This is a genomic window from Stenotrophomonas sp. As-7 (assembly GCF_030291015.1).
Taxonomy (GTDB): domain Bacteria; phylum Pseudomonadota; class Gammaproteobacteria; order Xanthomonadales; family Xanthomonadaceae; genus Stenotrophomonas; species Stenotrophomonas lactitubi.
The window spans coordinates 2,337,258-2,350,970 of sequence record NZ_CP127405.1; the positions used below are offsets into that span (position 1 = coordinate 2,337,258).

Below are 13,713 nucleotides of genomic sequence, written 5' to 3' on the forward strand. Positions count from 1 at the left end.
GGGTCTTTGTAGCTATCACTTTCAAAGAATGGATTTTGGTGTTGGACGGCTGAGCGGATGTGCTAGAGTAAAAGTCGGATTTCAGTGTGGGTTCGCCCAAGGTGCTGAGTGACGGACTTTCTCCAGCTGCGAAGCCTGAAAACGCTTGAAATCCTGACCAGCGAGGACAGTTACGTCGTCAAGGCCGAAGGCGTCAATCAGTGGGTGACCTGCCCGCTGTGCAAGACCGGACGCCTGCATGGTCACGGCTCACAGGAACAGTCGTTTCAGGACACACCGACGCACGGCAAACCCGTCGTGATCTTCATCCAGCGCCGTCGCTATCGCTGTACAAGCTGCACCAAGACCTTGTTTGAGCCTGTGGCGGACCTTGATGGAAAACGCCAAGCCACGGCGCGTCTGGTGCGTTATATCCGCGACCAGTCCTTCTCCAAGACCTTTGCGGCCCTTGCCCGGGAAGTAGCCGTGGACGAAAAGACGGTCCGCCACGTCTTCGACGATTTCATCGAGGAGGTCGAGGCCAAGACCCAGTTCCGGACGCCGCGGGTGCTGGGTATCGACGAGCTCAAGATCATCGGCCAGTACCGGGCCATGATCACCAACGTCGAGCGCAAGACCGTGTTCGATATCCGCCCCAGCCGGGCCAAAGCCGAGTTGATGCCCTATTTCCGCGACCTGCGGGACAAGGACTCGGTCGAGTGGGTGGCGATGGACATGTACCACGTTTATCGGCAGGTGGTGCGCGCCACGCTGCCACAGGCCCGGATCGTGGTCGATCGATTCCATATCCAGCGCATGGCGAACGACGCGCTGGAGAAGCTGCGCAAGCGCCTTCGCAAGGATTTGTCCACCCGGCAGCGCCTCAAACTCAAGGACGAGCGGTTCCTGCTGCTCAAGCGGCAGCACGACCTGACAGGGAGAGATATGGACCGGATGCGGGAATGGTTCCAACAGTTCCCGCTCCTAAGCGAAGCCCACGCGCTCAAGGAAGGATTTCTGTCGATCTGGGATCAGAAGACCCGCCCAGCAGCAGAAGCCGCCTGCGCGAAGTGGCAGGCCAATATTCCGACCGAATTGGCGGCCACGTTCAAGGACCTGACCACCGCCGTGCACAACTGGCACGACGAAATCTTCGCCTACTTCGAGCAGCCGATTACCAATGTCTATACTGAGTCAGTCAACCGAGTGGCCAAAGACATGAACCGCATGGGCAGGGGTTACAGCTTCGAGGTGCTTCGGGCGCGCATGCTCTACGACAAGAAGGCGCGCAAGGATGGCTCGGTTATCGAAACCGTGTTGGTCGATGACGACGACCCAATGACCACGGACTTCGTGTTCCAGCGGATGACCACGGCGGCAACGCGCAAGAAGAAGATCACGCGCGTGGTCGAGTACGGCCCCTATCTCCCGACGCTGGCGCGGCTACTCGAAGAGGGGTATTTCGAATAGTCCTCAACCCATTGTGCAAGAGGCGGCGCTTCAGCCTGAATTTGTGATTCAGCCGATGAAGCATAGGTAAGAGGCCCAGCCACTACCCCGCGCAACAGGACAGTTGCTTTACGTCCTTGGTGAAGGTTTGTGCCGCGAGTTTCAGCCCCTCGACCATCGTCAGGTAGGGGAATAACTGGTCGGCCAACTCTCGCACCGTCATGCGGTTGCGAATCGCCAGTACTGCGGTTTGGATCAGCTCGCCTGCTTCCGGGGCTACCGCTTGCACGCCGATCAGTCGTCCCGAACCGGCCTCCGAAACCAGCTTGATGAAACCGCGCGTGTCGAAGTTGACCAGCGCCCGGGGCACGTTGTCGAGCGTCAGCGTGCGGCTGTCGGTCTCGATACCGTCGTGGTGCGCTTCGGCTTCGCTGTAGCCCACGGTGGCGACCTGCGGGTCGGTGAACACCACCGCCGGCATCGCCGTCAGATCCAGCGTCGCATTGCCACCCGTCATGTTGATTGCAGCGCGGGTGCCGGCCGCCGCCGCGACGTAGACGAACTGCGGCTGGTCAGTGCAGTCGCCGGCGGCATAGATGTGCGGCACGGTAGTGCGCATCGCGTGGTCGATGGTGATGGCGCCTTGCGCATTGACCACCACACCGGCCGCGTCGAGGTTGAGCGTGCGGGTGTTTGGGGTGCGGCCGGTGGCGAACAACAGCCGGTCGGCATGCAGTTCGCCGCGTTCGGTGGTGAGCGCGAATTCCCCATCCTCATAGGCGACCTGGCTGGCCTGGGTGTGGTCCAGCACTTCGATGCCTTCGGCGCGGAACACGGCCGTGATGGCCTCGCCAATGGCGGGGTCTTCGCGAAAGAACAGTGTGCTGCGCGCCAGCATGGTCACCTTGCTGCCCAGCCGGGCAAAGGCCTGCGCGAGTTCGACGGCCACCACCGACGAGCCGATCACGGCCAGCCGATCGGGGATCGTGTCGCTGGCCAGCGCTTCGGTCGACGTCCAGAAGGGCGTGTCTTTCAAGCCCGGGATCGGTGGAATCGCCGGACTGGCCCCGGTGGCGATGAGGCAGCGGTCGAAACTCACCTCGCGCATCCCGTCGTCAGCGGTTGCCACGGTCAGCGTGTGCGCATCCTTGAATCGGGCATCGCCGCGCAGCACGGTGATGGTCGGGGTGCTCGTCAGGATGCCTTCGTACTTGGCGTGGCGCAGTTCATCGACGCGCCCCTGCTGCTGAGCCAGCAAGCGCTTGCGCAGAATCTTCGGCGAGGCGGCGGCAATGCCGTCATCGAACGGACTCTCGCGACGCAGATGCGCAATGTGGGCAGCGCGGATCATGATCTTGGACGGCACACATCCGACGTTGACGCAGGTGCCGCCGAGAGTGCTGCGCTCGATCAGCGTCACACGCGCCCCTTGCTCGACGGCCTTCAACGCCGCCGCCATCGCCGCGCCGCCGCTGCCGATCACGGCCACGTGCAGTGCAGCCTCATCGTCCTCGCGCTTTGGTTCGCCGCCCAGCCGCTCTTGTGCATTGTTCAGCAGGTCGCTGGGTTGCCCCGGCGCATCGGCAAGCTGCGCTCGGTAACCGAGTGCGGATACCGCCGCGACCAGCGAGGTCACGTCCGCGGCGGTACCTACGCTGGCCTCAATCTCGGCCCGGCGCTGTGGGTAGGACACTGAGGCCGAACGCACGCCGGGCACCTTTTCCAAGGCCTGCTTGACGTGCTCGGCGCACGACCCGCAGGTCATGCCATCGATGTGCAGCGTGATCGCCTCGGTCATGAGCGTGTGCTCACTTCTTGACGGTAGACGGGTAGCCGGCGTTCTCGGTGGCTTTGGTCAACGCGGCCGGAGTGGTCTTGGCATCGTCGTAGGTTACCACCGCCTCCTTGGGCTCCCAGGTCACCTTGGCCTCGATGACGCCTTCGACCTTGGTCAGCGCCTTCTTGACCGTGATCGGACAGGTGGCGCAGGTCATGCTCGGCACCGACAGCGTGACGGTTTTGGTGGCGGCCCAGGCGGGAGCGCTGAGGGCAACGGTCAGAGCGAGCAATGCGACGAGTTTCTTCATGGCAATCTCCTTTCAGTAGAACAGGGGCATGAGGTAGGGGAACACGAGCGCGATCAGCACCAGGGCGGTGACGATCCAGAAGATCACCTTGTAGGCCGTCCGCACCTGGGGCACGGCGCATGCGTCGTCCGGCGCGCAGGCGCGAGCCGGCCGGAAGATGCGACGCCACGCGAAGAACAGCGCCACGAGCGCCACGCCAATGAAGATCGGCCGGTACGGTTCCAGCGCGGTCAAGTTGCCGATCCAGGCGCCGGAGAAACCCAGCGTGATCAGCACCAGCGGACCGAGGCAGCAGGTCGAGGCGAGGATGGCGGCGAGGCCACCGGCGGCCAGTGCACCGCGGCCGTTGCTGGGGTCTGCCATGTGAGGGATCTCCTTCCGAGACGTTGCGTGATGCGCTAAGGTTACTTCCGTAGTCAAGTACGGAGTCAAGCGCGATGGTGAACGATCCGCAAACACTGACCATCGGGGCTTTCGCCAAGGCCGCTGGGGTCAACGTGGAGACCATCCGGTTCTATCAGCGCAAGGGGTTATTGCCAGAACCAGGTCGGCCCGTCGGCAGTATTCGCCGCTACGGATCGGCGGACGTGGCGCGGGTGCGTTTCGTGAAATCCGCCCAGCGGCTGGGGTTCAACCTGGACGAAGTCGGCCAACTCCTACAGCTTGAGGACGGCACTCACTGCAGCGAAGCCGCCGAGCTGGCTGCGCTCCAGCTCACCGACGTGCGCACCAAGATGGCGGACCTGACGCGAATCGAAGCGGTGCTGTCACGGTTGGTCAACGAGTGCCATGCGCAGCGAGGCACTGTGTCGTGCCCGCTGATCGATTCTCTGCACGGGAGCTAGGCGCGTGGCTTAACCCGGTTTTCCGTTCCACTGCGCCTCAAACCCCAGTTCGAGCCGGGGGCAAGGTGACCTGCCACTGATTGTTTCCTTGCACCGACATGCGCCAGACAAAGCCCACACTGAAGGCTAAAAGCGCGTAAGCCTTGCGATACCAGAAACCTACCGAACGAGAGCTGTCAGACAAGAAGGGCTAGTGCGGTCTTCCCACACTAAAATCCGGATACCCAATTTTTTTGTGCGTCATTGATCTTTAACTGAATAGGCGCGTGTCATCACCGTGTCACATAGGGGGCGCAGCATTTCGTCATGTCGACATATCTCGACATGCCGACATTTACTGCAACCGGAGCACCGTCATGGCCCAGCCCCAACGCGTCTTGGATTTTGATTACTTCGAAAGGCGCTCACTCAGCGCATCGATGTCGATCGACCATGCGCTGGATGCGCTGTCGGCACTGAGCAACGGCGCACGTCTGGTGATCTTCCGCACGCTGGTGAACCACGAGCCGGAAGGCCTGACCGCCGGTGTCCTGACCGACATGATGGGAATGCGGCACAACACGTTGTCCAACCATCTGGCCGTGCTGAGCCGAGGCGGATTGATCTGCGGCACCCGCGAGGGCCGCTTCGTGCGCTATCGCGCCTGCCTGGACGGCATGCATGGCCTGCTGGCCTTCCTGCTCGACGATTGCTGCGGTGGTCGTTCCGAGCTCTGTCTGCAGCCTCATCCCACCGACCCCGCCTGTGATTGCGTGGCGGAAGTTCCTGCCCCACCCCGGCCGTTCAAATAGTCGTGTATCGCCCGGCTGGGGAGTCGGGTGGGTACCTAACCATCGCACCCAAGCTCATCTGAACCTCGGAGACTTACATGTACCTGCGCCTCACTTTGCTTGCCGCCGCAACGCTCAGCGTCCTCGCCTGCTCGCCGTCTGGAACACCTGCTGCCACTGGCCAGGACAGTGCCGGGGCACCGGCAAAGGCCGGCGAGATTACCGGCATGGTCAGCACCGATGGCTCGTCCACCGTGTTTCCGGTCACCGAAGCAATGGCTGAAGAGTTCCAGAAAGAAAACGCCGGCATCAAGGTGACGGTGGGCATGTCCGGCACCGGCGGTGGCTTCAAGAAGTTCTGCCGCGGCGAAACCGACATCTCCAATGCCTCGCGCCCGATCAAGGCCGAAGAGAAGGAGGCCTGCAAGGCCGCCGGTGTGGAGTACATCGAGCTGCCCGTCGCACTGGACGCACTGACCGTCGTGGTCAATCCGCAGAACACCTGGGCCAATGACCTCACCGTCGAAGAGCTGAAGGCCATGTGGGTGCCGGAAGCGCAGGGCAAGATCACCAACTGGAACCAGGTGCGTCCGAGCTTCCCGAACAAGCCGCTGGTGCTGTACGGCGCAGGGACCGATTCGGGTACCTACGACTACTTCACCGCGGCCATCGTCGGCAAGGAGCATTCCAGCCGCGGTGACTACACCGCCTCCGAAGACGACAACGTGCTGGTGCAGGGCGTCTCGGGCGACGCCAACGCACTGGGCTTCTTCGGTCTGGCCTATTACGAGGAGAACACGGACAAGCTGAAGGCCGTTGGTATCAAGGCCAATGCCAGTGCCCAGGCGGTCGCCCCGAGCGTGGAAACCGCGCGATCGGGTCAGTATCAGCCGTTGTCGCGTCCAATCTTCATCTACGTGAGCAAGCACGCCGCCGAAACCAAGCCCGAGGTCGCGCGTTTCGTGGAGTTCTATCTGGACTCCAAGCACTCCGAGGGACTGGTGCAGGAGGTCGGCTACGTGCCGCTACCCGAGAACGCGCTCGCCGCCATGCGTGAGCGCTTTGCCAAGCGGGAAATCGGCACCGGCTTTACCGGCTCCAAGATCGGCGTCTCCATCGACGAGCTGCTCGAAGAGAAGCTGGTTTACTGACCATCATGGCCGACGCGCCCAACCATGGGCGCGTCGGTTGAGGCTGTGTGATGAAAAGCAGTAGTTACTCCCCCGAGGCGGGCCCGGTCCCCCTTCAGCCAAGCGACGCATTCCTGCGCCGCCGCCACGCCATCGACGCCAGCATCCGCATCGTGCTGTTCGTGGCAGCGGCGCTGTCGGTTTTTGTCACCTTTGGCATCCTCTACGTCCTGCTCAGCGAGAGCCTGAAATTCTTTACCCAGGTTTCGATCATCGATTTCCTGACCGATACCCAGTGGACGCCGGTGTTTGAAGAGAAGCACTTCGGCATCATGACGCTGCTCTCAGGCACGCTGATGACCACGGCCATCGCCCTGGTGGTGGCGGTGCCTGCCGGGACGGTGCTGGCCCTGTATCTCAGCGAATTTGCCAAGCCGCGGTTGCGGGAAACGGTAAAGCCCTTCCTGGAGCTGATTGCCGGCGTGCCCACCGTCGCGTTCGGGTACTTCGCCCTGTTGTTCCTGACCCCCATTTTCCAGTCCTTCATCCCCGGCCTGGCCCGGTTCAACCTGCTCGTGTCGGGGGTGGTGATCGGCATCATGATCCTGCCTTACATCGTGTCCATGAGCGAGGACGCCATGCGCGCCGTGCCCGACTCGCTGCGCGAGGGCGCCTACGCGCTGGGCTTCACCCGCCTGCAGACCGGCCTGAAAGTGGTGACTCCTGCAGCGCTGTCGGGGGTGACCGCCGCCTACCTGCTCGGCATGTCGCGGGCGGTCGGGGAAACCATGGTCGTGGCCATTGCCGCCGGCCAGCAAGCCCGGATCGCGACCAACCCGCTCGAAGGAGCCGCCACCATCACCTCCTACATCGTGCAGTTGAGCATGGGCGATCTTCCGCATGACTCGATTGCCTATCAGACCATCTTCGCTGCCGGGTTGACCCTGTTCGCACTCACCTTCAGCTTCAACCTGTTCGCCTTCTGGCTCCGTAAGCGCTATCGGGAGGCCTACTGATGCGCAATCACACGACCATGGGCCTGGATGATGGGGCCATCACCCGGCGCGCACGCCTCTCGGATCTGTGCTTTACCGCCTTGGGGTTGCTGGTGCTGTTCCTGACCCTGACCATTCTGCTGGCGCTGGTGGCGGACTTCGTGGTGGACGGCGCGCCCCGGCTGACGCCAGAGTTCTTCACCTCCTTCCCATCACGACGCCCCGAGTCAGCCGGCATCCTGTCGGCGTGGATTGGCACCTGCTTGGTCATGTTGGTGACCGCGATCCTCGCCGTTCCAGTGGGCGTCGCGGCGGGTGTGTACCTGGAAGAGTATGCGCCCAAGCACTGGATCACCGACGTCATCGAGGTCAACGTGACCAACCTGGCCGGGGTGCCGTCGATCATCTTTGGCCTGCTTGCACTGGGTCTGTTCGTCCAGATGTTCGGGCTGGGTCAGACGATCCTCGTCGCAGGCATGACCTTGGCACTGCTGATCCTGCCGATCATCATCGTCGCGACCCGGGAATCGTTGCGTGCCATTCCCCAGGACATCCGCGAAGCCGCGTTCGGGCTCGGCGCGGACCAGTGGCAGACGGTCAGCGGCTTCTTGCTGCCCGCTGCGCGTCCGGGGATTCTGACGGGTGCCATCGTGGGGATGTCGCGCGCCATCGGCGAGACTGCGCCGATCATCACTATTGGTGCACTGACCTTCATCGCGTTCCTGCCGCCCTCCCCGATCCAGGCATCGCCCCCGTTTGTCAGCTTCGAGTGGCTCAACTCGCCCTTTACCGTCATGCCCATCCAGATGTTCAACTGGGTGTCACGCCCGCAGGCAGGTTTCCACCTCAATGCTGCTGCCGCCGGACTGGTGCTGCTGGGCATGACCCTGCTGATGAACGGCTTTGCCATCTGGCTGCGGTACCGCCTGCGCCGCCGCCTGCGTTGATCCACGGAGATCCTATGAATCACTCGACCATCCCCATCCCTGTCCCCGTGGCTGAACGCACTGCCGTTGCCGGGTACCCGTCGACGGTGCGCGCCGAGGTGCGTGCGCTCGATTTCCACTACGACAAGTTTCATGCGCTCAAGAACATCAACCTGTCGATCGGCAGCAACCAGGTTACCGCGCTGATCGGGCCGTCAGGGTGTGGCAAGAGCACCCTGCTGCGCTGCTTCAATCGGATGCACGACCTGTATCCGAACAACCGCTACTCCGGCTCCATCACCCTGCTGCCCGAAGACCTCAACATCGTCGGGCCCGATGTCGACCCGATGCGGGTTCGGCTGCGGATCGGCATGGTATTCCAGAAGCCGAATCCCTTTCCGAAATCGATCTTTGACAATGTGGCCTCGGGCATCGTGATTCGCGGTGTGCGCAACCGGTCGGTGGTCAGTGAGCATGTCGAGCGTGCCCTACGCGGCGCGGCGCTCTGGGACGAAGTGAAGGACCGGCTGGACAAGTCTGCGTTCGAACTGTCCGGCGGTCAGCAGCAGCGCTTGTGCATCGCCCGAGCGCTGGCCCCCAACCCCGAGATCATTCTCTTCGACGAGCCGACCTCGGCACTGGATCCCATTGCCACTGCACGGATCGAGGAGCTGATCGATGAGCTGCGCTCCCACTACACCATCGTTATCGTGACCCACAACATGCAGCAGGCGGCGCGCATTTCGGACCAGACCGCATTCATGCACATGGGGTCGCTCATTGAGAGCGGCCCAACGGCGGAGTTCTTTACCAACCCCAAAGAGCTCAAGACCCACGAGTACATTACCGGCCGTTTCGGCTGAGGAGAAGACGTCATGTCCGACCATATTGTCCAATCCTTCGATGTCGAGCTGCGAGCGCTCACGGCGCATATCCTCCAGCTGGGGGTACTGGCCGAGCAGCAGCTGACCGATGCCGTGTGGTCGCTGCGGCGTGGCAACGAGCAGATGGCCAAGGAGGTGGCTGAGCGCGAGGAGCGCTTGAACTTGCTTGCGGCCAGGATCGAGAGTGATGCGGTGAGCATGATCGCGCGCAGACAGCCCTTGGCGATCGACCTTCGCCACGTGATGGCCGCCATCCGCATCAGCTCGAACCTGGAGCGCGTGGGCGATCTGGCGTACAACATCGCCAAGCGGTCAATGGCAATGAGTGCCACTGCGATCCCCGCCGAGCTTGCCGAGCCGATGCAGCGCATGGCAGAGCTCACGCTTCTGCAGTTGAAGTCAGCCAGAGAGTCGTTTGCCACGATGGATATGCATGCTGCCTATCGTGTGTGGACGGAGGATGCGGTGATTGATGCCATGCACACGATCCTGTTCAAGGACATTGTGCAATGCATGGCCGATGAGCGGGCCGCGGCATTCGACCTGGCGCACCTGCTGTTCGTGGTCAAGAACATCGAGCGCGTGGGTGACCATGCGACGAACATCGCCGAGGATGTCGTGTACATGGTCAGTGGTGCGCTGCCGCTGGGCAAGCGGCCGAAGATGGATGAAAGTACCCTGCCCCGCGGCCACGCCTGATGCGTCGGGGGCCAGGCGTGCGTTCTGGCGTACTCTGCCGGGGCGTGCGCGAACGTGCGTGTCGGCTTCAGCGATAGGGTTCGAGCACCATCCTCAGCACGACCCACCACGTAATGACAATGGGATGGGTGACAAGCTGTTGATCGGTGAGTAGTCCGTGTGCGTAGCGATTGCGGAGATTGCAGCCTGCCCGATGCGTCATCAAGGCCTTGAGCTCGAAGTTCAGGCCTCGCGGAAGAATGCCGACCTCGTCATCAAGCTCCAATAGCTCTGACAGCGAGCGCTCCTGTTCGCCTTTGACCTTGTTGAACACCAAGGTGTTGATGCCGTGCGCCTTCAGCTGAGCACGAACCATCGGCTCGACCATGGGAAGCAGATTGATTCCGGCCGTGTCCCACTCATGCTGCAGGCCTGCCACCAGGCCCCGTGCGATCTGCTTGTGGTGCCCCTCGGGAGCGCCCGGACTTCTACCCACGAAGGACAGAACGTCATTGAACGAGCTGCTGAATCGCTCAGAGAGCTTTCGCATGCTGGTTAGAATGAACGGTGCCAGCAAGAAGGTGTAGCGGGTCTGGCAGACATTTTCGATCGCGGCCGTTTCTAGGTGTTCGGGATCGGTGGGATCAAACGGTGGCTGCGAGCGTAGTGGTACGCCGTCGGCGTCCAGCTCAGTGCTGCCAAACCGAGCGCTGAAGTAGTCTGCCTTGAGGGCTTTGGCGTGTTCCACTTCGGCAGTGAAGTCCGAATAGCCGATGAAGCTGAACGCAATTCGCATCAGTGAGGTCGGATAGTCCGTCGTTGCGAGGTGTTCGTCCACCCACGCGTGGATGGGGCGAGTGTCTACTGGAGTGCTGATCTCCCCCATCTCATCGTTGATGCACAGGCGCACGTCCTCCAGCTCGCGCTGGAGCTCGCGAATACGCTCGCGTGGGGCGTGATTCTGCCGCAGCTCGGCAATGCCCTGGGCCATCCAGTACGAGGCGACCATGGCCGAGGTGGCGCGGCCGGCGCGTACCACCAGTGATTCCCCCGCCTTCCGACCGGCCTGGCGACTGCGCTCGACAAGGTTCAGTGACAGCCACAGGCGGCTTGCCAGCTGGAACAGCAGGTGGGTCAGCTCGCTGTCGATGTCTGCAGATGGGTCCATCCCTGCGGCGGTGGACTCCAGCAACGCGGCCGCTGCTTGCTTGTGCTCTGCGTCTGCGCGGCGGAGCAGTTCGTCGGCGAAACGGTTGGCCAAACCCTTCATCGGGCCATCCAGTACCGATTGGAACATGGCCATGAAGGTCAGCCAGAGTTCGGTTCGGAAGGCATCATCCTTGCTCAGGCCGCGCCAGCCCAGATCCAGGGCTCTACGCAGGTGATCTACCGCCTGCGGGGTGATCTCCTCGGTCGCGGCGCGCTGCGCCAGACGGAGGTAGCTGCGCGCCCCAAGCGCCGCCAATTGCTGGATGTCCCGCCCTGTGATCCGGTTCGTCGCCAGCGCGATATCGGCGCAACGTGCTGTGAGCCAGTCAGTTGGTGCCTGACGCGCAAGCGCCGTCAGCGCCTGCAGGTCATTGGCGCTGATGTGGTCCAGTCCGGCTGAGGATCCATCGGGGCTGATGATGCGCGGCATGAACAGGGTGGTGCCGCCGACCTGCAGGCTCATTGAGCTGATCCTGGCGACAAACTGCAGAAGCGCTGAGGCGGTGGCATGTCCGCTCTGCTGGGCTTGGGTGGCGCGTTGGGCAATCCGCTGGGCGAGGTCCTAGTCGTTTTCGGTCCAGTCCAGGTTGGCCAGACCGTCCTCCCAGCCGGACGCGCTCAGCAGTCCCGGCTCAAACGGGACGCTGAGCAAAGACAGCGGCGGTTGCGGGCGCGGTTGCCCGTCAGCGGGGTCAGCAGGATTGAAAGTTGACATGGAACACCCCTGTCAGGGCCTGGGGAGGATGCCGGTCAGGCGTCGGTGACGTCCGCTCTCGCTGCGGTCGCGTGCCGGCCAGGCAGTAATGCCGCCAGGCGGCGCCGCGCTGGTTGCAGCGGCCCCCGGTGGAGGATGGTGTGCTGCATTGCACGCACAGAGCAGATCGCCGGTAGACGTCGTCAAATGCCCAGCGCTCGCTTGTGCGCCAGCGCCGCCTTGGCGCGCCAGCCCATCACCGCTCCGCCAGCGGAGAAGCCGATCGCGTAGTGCAGGCCGACGTTGGGTGCGGTGCCCACCAGTGCAATCACGCCACTGGCCAGCGCGAGCACGGGGTACACCATTCCCAGCAGCAACACCCGCAGCGAACGGGAGCGTTCAATGCCCGCCACACCGGCGTGGCGCCAGCGCACGAAGCCATCGTGGAGCAAGGCGTGGCTGAGCGCGGCGATCCCGCCGAGCAGCAGTCCCGCCAGAACGTGATACAGCTCACTCGAAACCCGGGCATGCAGCGTTGACATGATCGGAAACAGCGCGATGAAGAGCACGAGCATGGTCATGTCGGCTGCGTGCGCACGTCGGGAAATGGTGGTTGTCATCGGTGTGTTTCCTTTCGTTGTTTGATGAATTGGGCGATGGCGTCGGGGTCGTCCCATAGCGGCCGTACGTGTGCCCGGTCTGCCTGCTGCTGTGCAGCCAGGGCGTGGTCAGCCGACCAGTCATGGCATGCCCGCCAGGCCTTGGATGGACGATAGAAGTTGGCGTGCTGCAGTTCGATAAATCCTTTGCGCCTGAGGAAAGCGGGCAGCCGGGGATTTTGCACGCGCTCCACGAACAAGGCCGGCCACGGAATCAAGGTATCGCACAGCTCAATGAATTCGGTCAGCCAACCGCGGCCTTTGAGGCGGGGGTTGAGCTGGATATTGCTCAGGGTCAGTACCGGAACCGCATCACCCAAGCCGGCCAACGGCTGTCGTGCGTGCTTGATCCAGATCCGGGTGCCGGCGCGCTTGAGCTCTACACAGTCGGGGATCTCGGCGGTATCGACCAGCGAGATCCACTTGAACAGCTGCAGTTCGATGCTGGGGATCCGGTTCAACTGGGCATTGCTCATCATCGATCGGGTACCGGGTGGGTCTGTCGGGCCAGTGGAGTGGCGGCGGGAGCGCTGCCCTGCCCCGCCGGCGGGTGATTGCGCGGGAGGGGCCGGGTCGCAGCGGTCATCGGCCTACCGCGAGCGCGCCTTGCGGGGCGGTTTGGGTTTGGTTGGCACCGGCGCTGCCGGCGGGGTGAGCGCAGCGCGCACCTGCTCGGGCAGATCGCCCAGGCGCTCAAGCTGGCTGGCATAGGCGCTGGCCAGTGCGCGCTGGATGTCGCGCTCGCGCAGCGCGTGGGCGCTGGCCTGTTCGGCCTGCTGACGGGCCGTGCTCAGCTCGCTGAGCTCACGCTGGTGCTGGCGGGCTTGTGTGGTGGCGCTGTGCTGGAGCTGCTGCAGGGCCTGGCGCGCCCGGTCCACCTCGGCCAAGGCGCGGTCCTCGGTGGCGCGCAGGTGCGCCAGCAACTCATCGCGCTCGATGCTGTGCTGGTCGGCTTTCTGCGCCAGCTCGGTGCGCAGCGCGGCCACTTGACCTTCCAGGAGTTCGTTGCGGGTATACGCGCCGTCGCGTTGGCGGCGCAGGTCGTCGCGCTGGTCCTGCAGCTGTTGCCGCTGCTCGCGCAGGGCGGCGGCGCTGGCCTCGGCCGTGCGGGCCTGGTGCTGGGCCTGGGTGAGCTGCTCCGACGTCTGGGTGCGCTCATGTGCCAACGCGTCTTGCTGGCTGGCCAGCGCGGCCTGCGCGGCGTGCAGCTCGGCGCGTTCGCCGGCCACCGCGGCCCGCGCGTGTTCGGTGGCGGCCTCCAGAGCGGCGGCCCAGCAGCGTTGCGCCAACGCGTCCACCGCCGCCGGCACGTCCGGGCGGCCCTGTTCCCGGGCGCGCTGGCGCAAGCGTGCGCCGACGCTGGCCCACCAGGTCTCCAAGTGACGGGTCACGGTATTGGGGGAGCCGG

Annotated in this window: 15 protein-coding genes; 8 read left to right on the forward strand and 7 right to left on the reverse strand. The window is 63.5% G+C overall.

What is annotated here, in order from left to right:
* Positions 1-108: 108 nt before the first annotated feature.
* Positions 109-1,449 carry an ISL3-like element ISStma11 family transposase gene (locus QP457_RS10845; protein WP_205404075.1) on the forward strand — a complete coding sequence of 447 codons (1,341 nt, stop codon included), beginning with the start codon at positions 109-111 and terminating at the stop codon, positions 1,447-1,449.
* A gap of 82 nt (positions 1,450-1,531) precedes the next feature.
* Here the strand turns inward: QP457_RS10845 and merA are convergent, their stop codons facing one another.
* The 3 genes from merA to merT are packed head-to-tail and all read right to left on the reverse strand — an operon-like array spanning position 1,532 to position 3,878.
* Complete coding sequence (merA, locus tag QP457_RS10850; RefSeq protein WP_205404076.1) at positions 1,532-3,226, reverse strand: mercury(II) reductase; 1,695 nt, start codon at positions 3,224-3,226, stop codon at positions 1,532-1,534.
* Positions 3,227-3,236: 10 nt separating this feature from the next.
* Complete coding sequence (gene merP, locus QP457_RS10855) at positions 3,237-3,515, reverse strand: mercury resistance system periplasmic binding protein MerP (protein ID WP_012480190.1); 279 nt, start codon at positions 3,513-3,515, stop codon at positions 3,237-3,239.
* Positions 3,516-3,527: 12 nt separating this feature from the next.
* Positions 3,528-3,878 (reverse strand): mercuric ion transporter MerT, encoded by a 351-nt coding sequence (gene merT / locus QP457_RS10860; protein WP_019183730.1) that lies wholly within the window; start codon positions 3,876-3,878, stop codon positions 3,528-3,530.
* A 74-nt stretch (positions 3,879-3,952) separates the two neighbouring features.
* Here merT and merR point away from each other — a divergent pair, with 74 nt between their 5' ends.
* The 7 genes from merR (at position 3,953) to phoU (ending at position 9,764) form a co-directional block, all read left to right on the forward strand.
* Positions 3,953-4,360 carry an Hg(II)-responsive transcriptional regulator gene (gene merR, locus QP457_RS10865; protein ID WP_012480188.1) on the forward strand — a complete coding sequence of 136 codons (408 nt, stop codon included), beginning with the start codon at positions 3,953-3,955 and terminating at the stop codon, positions 4,358-4,360.
* Positions 4,361-4,716: 356 nt separating this feature from the next.
* The gene (locus QP457_RS10870) at positions 4,717-5,151 is read left to right on the forward strand and encodes a helix-turn-helix transcriptional regulator (RefSeq protein ID WP_205404077.1); all 435 of its coding nucleotides are present in this window, start codon (positions 4,717-4,719) and stop codon (positions 5,149-5,151) included.
* 77 nt (positions 5,152-5,228) lie between these two features.
* Complete coding sequence (locus QP457_RS10875) at positions 5,229-6,281, forward strand: PstS family phosphate ABC transporter substrate-binding protein (protein WP_205404078.1); 1,053 nt, start codon at positions 5,229-5,231, stop codon at positions 6,279-6,281.
* Between the two features lie 50 nt (positions 6,282-6,331).
* Positions 6,332-7,276 (forward strand): phosphate ABC transporter permease subunit PstC, encoded by a 945-nt coding sequence (gene pstC, locus QP457_RS10880; RefSeq protein ID WP_195840019.1) that lies wholly within the window; start codon positions 6,332-6,334, stop codon positions 7,274-7,276.
* The gene (gene pstA / locus QP457_RS10885) at positions 7,276-8,202 is read left to right on the forward strand and encodes a phosphate ABC transporter permease PstA (RefSeq protein WP_154582508.1); all 927 of its coding nucleotides are present in this window, start codon (positions 7,276-7,278) and stop codon (positions 8,200-8,202) included. Before pstC ends, pstA begins: the two co-directional genes overlap by 1 nt.
* Positions 8,203-8,216: 14 nt before the next feature.
* Positions 8,217-9,044, forward strand: coding sequence for a phosphate ABC transporter ATP-binding protein PstB (gene pstB, locus QP457_RS10890; RefSeq protein ID WP_240196380.1), 828 nt, complete (start codon positions 8,217-8,219; stop codon positions 9,042-9,044).
* A gap of 12 nt (positions 9,045-9,056) precedes the next feature.
* The gene (gene phoU, locus QP457_RS10895) at positions 9,057-9,764 is read left to right on the forward strand and encodes a phosphate signaling complex protein PhoU (protein WP_205404079.1); all 708 of its coding nucleotides are present in this window, start codon (positions 9,057-9,059) and stop codon (positions 9,762-9,764) included.
* 67 nt (positions 9,765-9,831) lie between these two features.
* Here phoU and QP457_RS10900 read toward each other — a convergent pair whose 3' ends face one another.
* The 4 genes from QP457_RS10900 to QP457_RS10915 form a co-directional block, all read right to left on the reverse strand.
* A complete protein-coding gene (locus tag QP457_RS10900; protein WP_205404080.1) occupies positions 9,832-11,415 on the reverse strand; it encodes a DUF4209 domain-containing protein in 1,584 nt (527 codons plus the stop codon).
* Between the two features lie 434 nt (positions 11,416-11,849).
* Positions 11,850-12,266: a hypothetical protein gene (locus tag QP457_RS10905; protein WP_205404081.1), complete on the reverse strand. Its 417-nt coding sequence runs from the start codon at positions 12,264-12,266 to the stop codon at positions 11,850-11,852.
* Positions 12,263-12,781, reverse strand: coding sequence for a hypothetical protein (locus tag QP457_RS10910; RefSeq protein WP_240196381.1), 519 nt, complete (start codon positions 12,779-12,781; stop codon positions 12,263-12,265). Before QP457_RS10910 ends, QP457_RS10905 begins: the two co-directional genes overlap by 4 nt.
* A 114-nt stretch (positions 12,782-12,895) precedes the next feature.
* Positions 12,896-13,696 carry a DNA-binding protein gene (locus QP457_RS10915; protein ID WP_286041597.1) on the reverse strand — a complete coding sequence of 267 codons (801 nt, stop codon included), beginning with the start codon at positions 13,694-13,696 and terminating at the stop codon, positions 12,896-12,898.
* Positions 13,697-13,713 lie beyond the last annotated feature (17 nt).

Excerpts from the sequence above, each read along its gene's own strand:
- merA (WP_205404076.1), bottom strand. The coding sequence starts at position 3,226 with ATGACCGAGGCGATCACGCTGCACATCGATGGCATGACCTGCGGGTCG.
- merP (WP_012480190.1), bottom strand. The coding sequence starts at position 3,515 with ATGAAGAAACTCGTCGCATTGCTCGCTCTGACCGTTGCCCTCAGCGCT.
- merT (WP_019183730.1), bottom strand. The coding sequence starts at position 3,878 with ATGGCAGACCCCAGCAACGGCCGCGGTGCACTGGCCGCCGGTGGCCTC.
- merR (WP_012480188.1), top strand. The coding sequence starts at position 3,953 with ATGGTGAACGATCCGCAAACACTGACCATCGGGGCTTTCGCCAAGGCC.
- QP457_RS10870 (WP_205404077.1), top strand. The coding sequence starts at position 4,717 with ATGGCCCAGCCCCAACGCGTCTTGGATTTTGATTACTTCGAAAGGCGC.
- QP457_RS10875 (WP_205404078.1), top strand. The coding sequence starts at position 5,229 with ATGTACCTGCGCCTCACTTTGCTTGCCGCCGCAACGCTCAGCGTCCTC.
- pstC (WP_195840019.1), top strand. The coding sequence starts at position 6,332 with ATGAAAAGCAGTAGTTACTCCCCCGAGGCGGGCCCGGTCCCCCTTCAG.
- pstA (WP_154582508.1), top strand. The coding sequence starts at position 7,276 with ATGCGCAATCACACGACCATGGGCCTGGATGATGGGGCCATCACCCGG.
- pstB (WP_240196380.1), top strand. The coding sequence starts at position 8,217 with ATGAATCACTCGACCATCCCCATCCCTGTCCCCGTGGCTGAACGCACT.
- phoU (WP_205404079.1), top strand. The coding sequence starts at position 9,057 with ATGTCCGACCATATTGTCCAATCCTTCGATGTCGAGCTGCGAGCGCTC.
- QP457_RS10900 (WP_205404080.1), bottom strand. The coding sequence starts at position 11,415 with ATGAGCCTGCAGGTCGGCGGCACCACCCTGTTCATGCCGCGCATCATC.
- QP457_RS10905 (WP_205404081.1), bottom strand. The coding sequence starts at position 12,266 with ATGACAACCACCATTTCCCGACGTGCGCACGCAGCCGACATGACCATG.
- QP457_RS10910 (WP_240196381.1), bottom strand. The coding sequence starts at position 12,781 with ATGAGCAATGCCCAGTTGAACCGGATCCCCAGCATCGAACTGCAGCTG.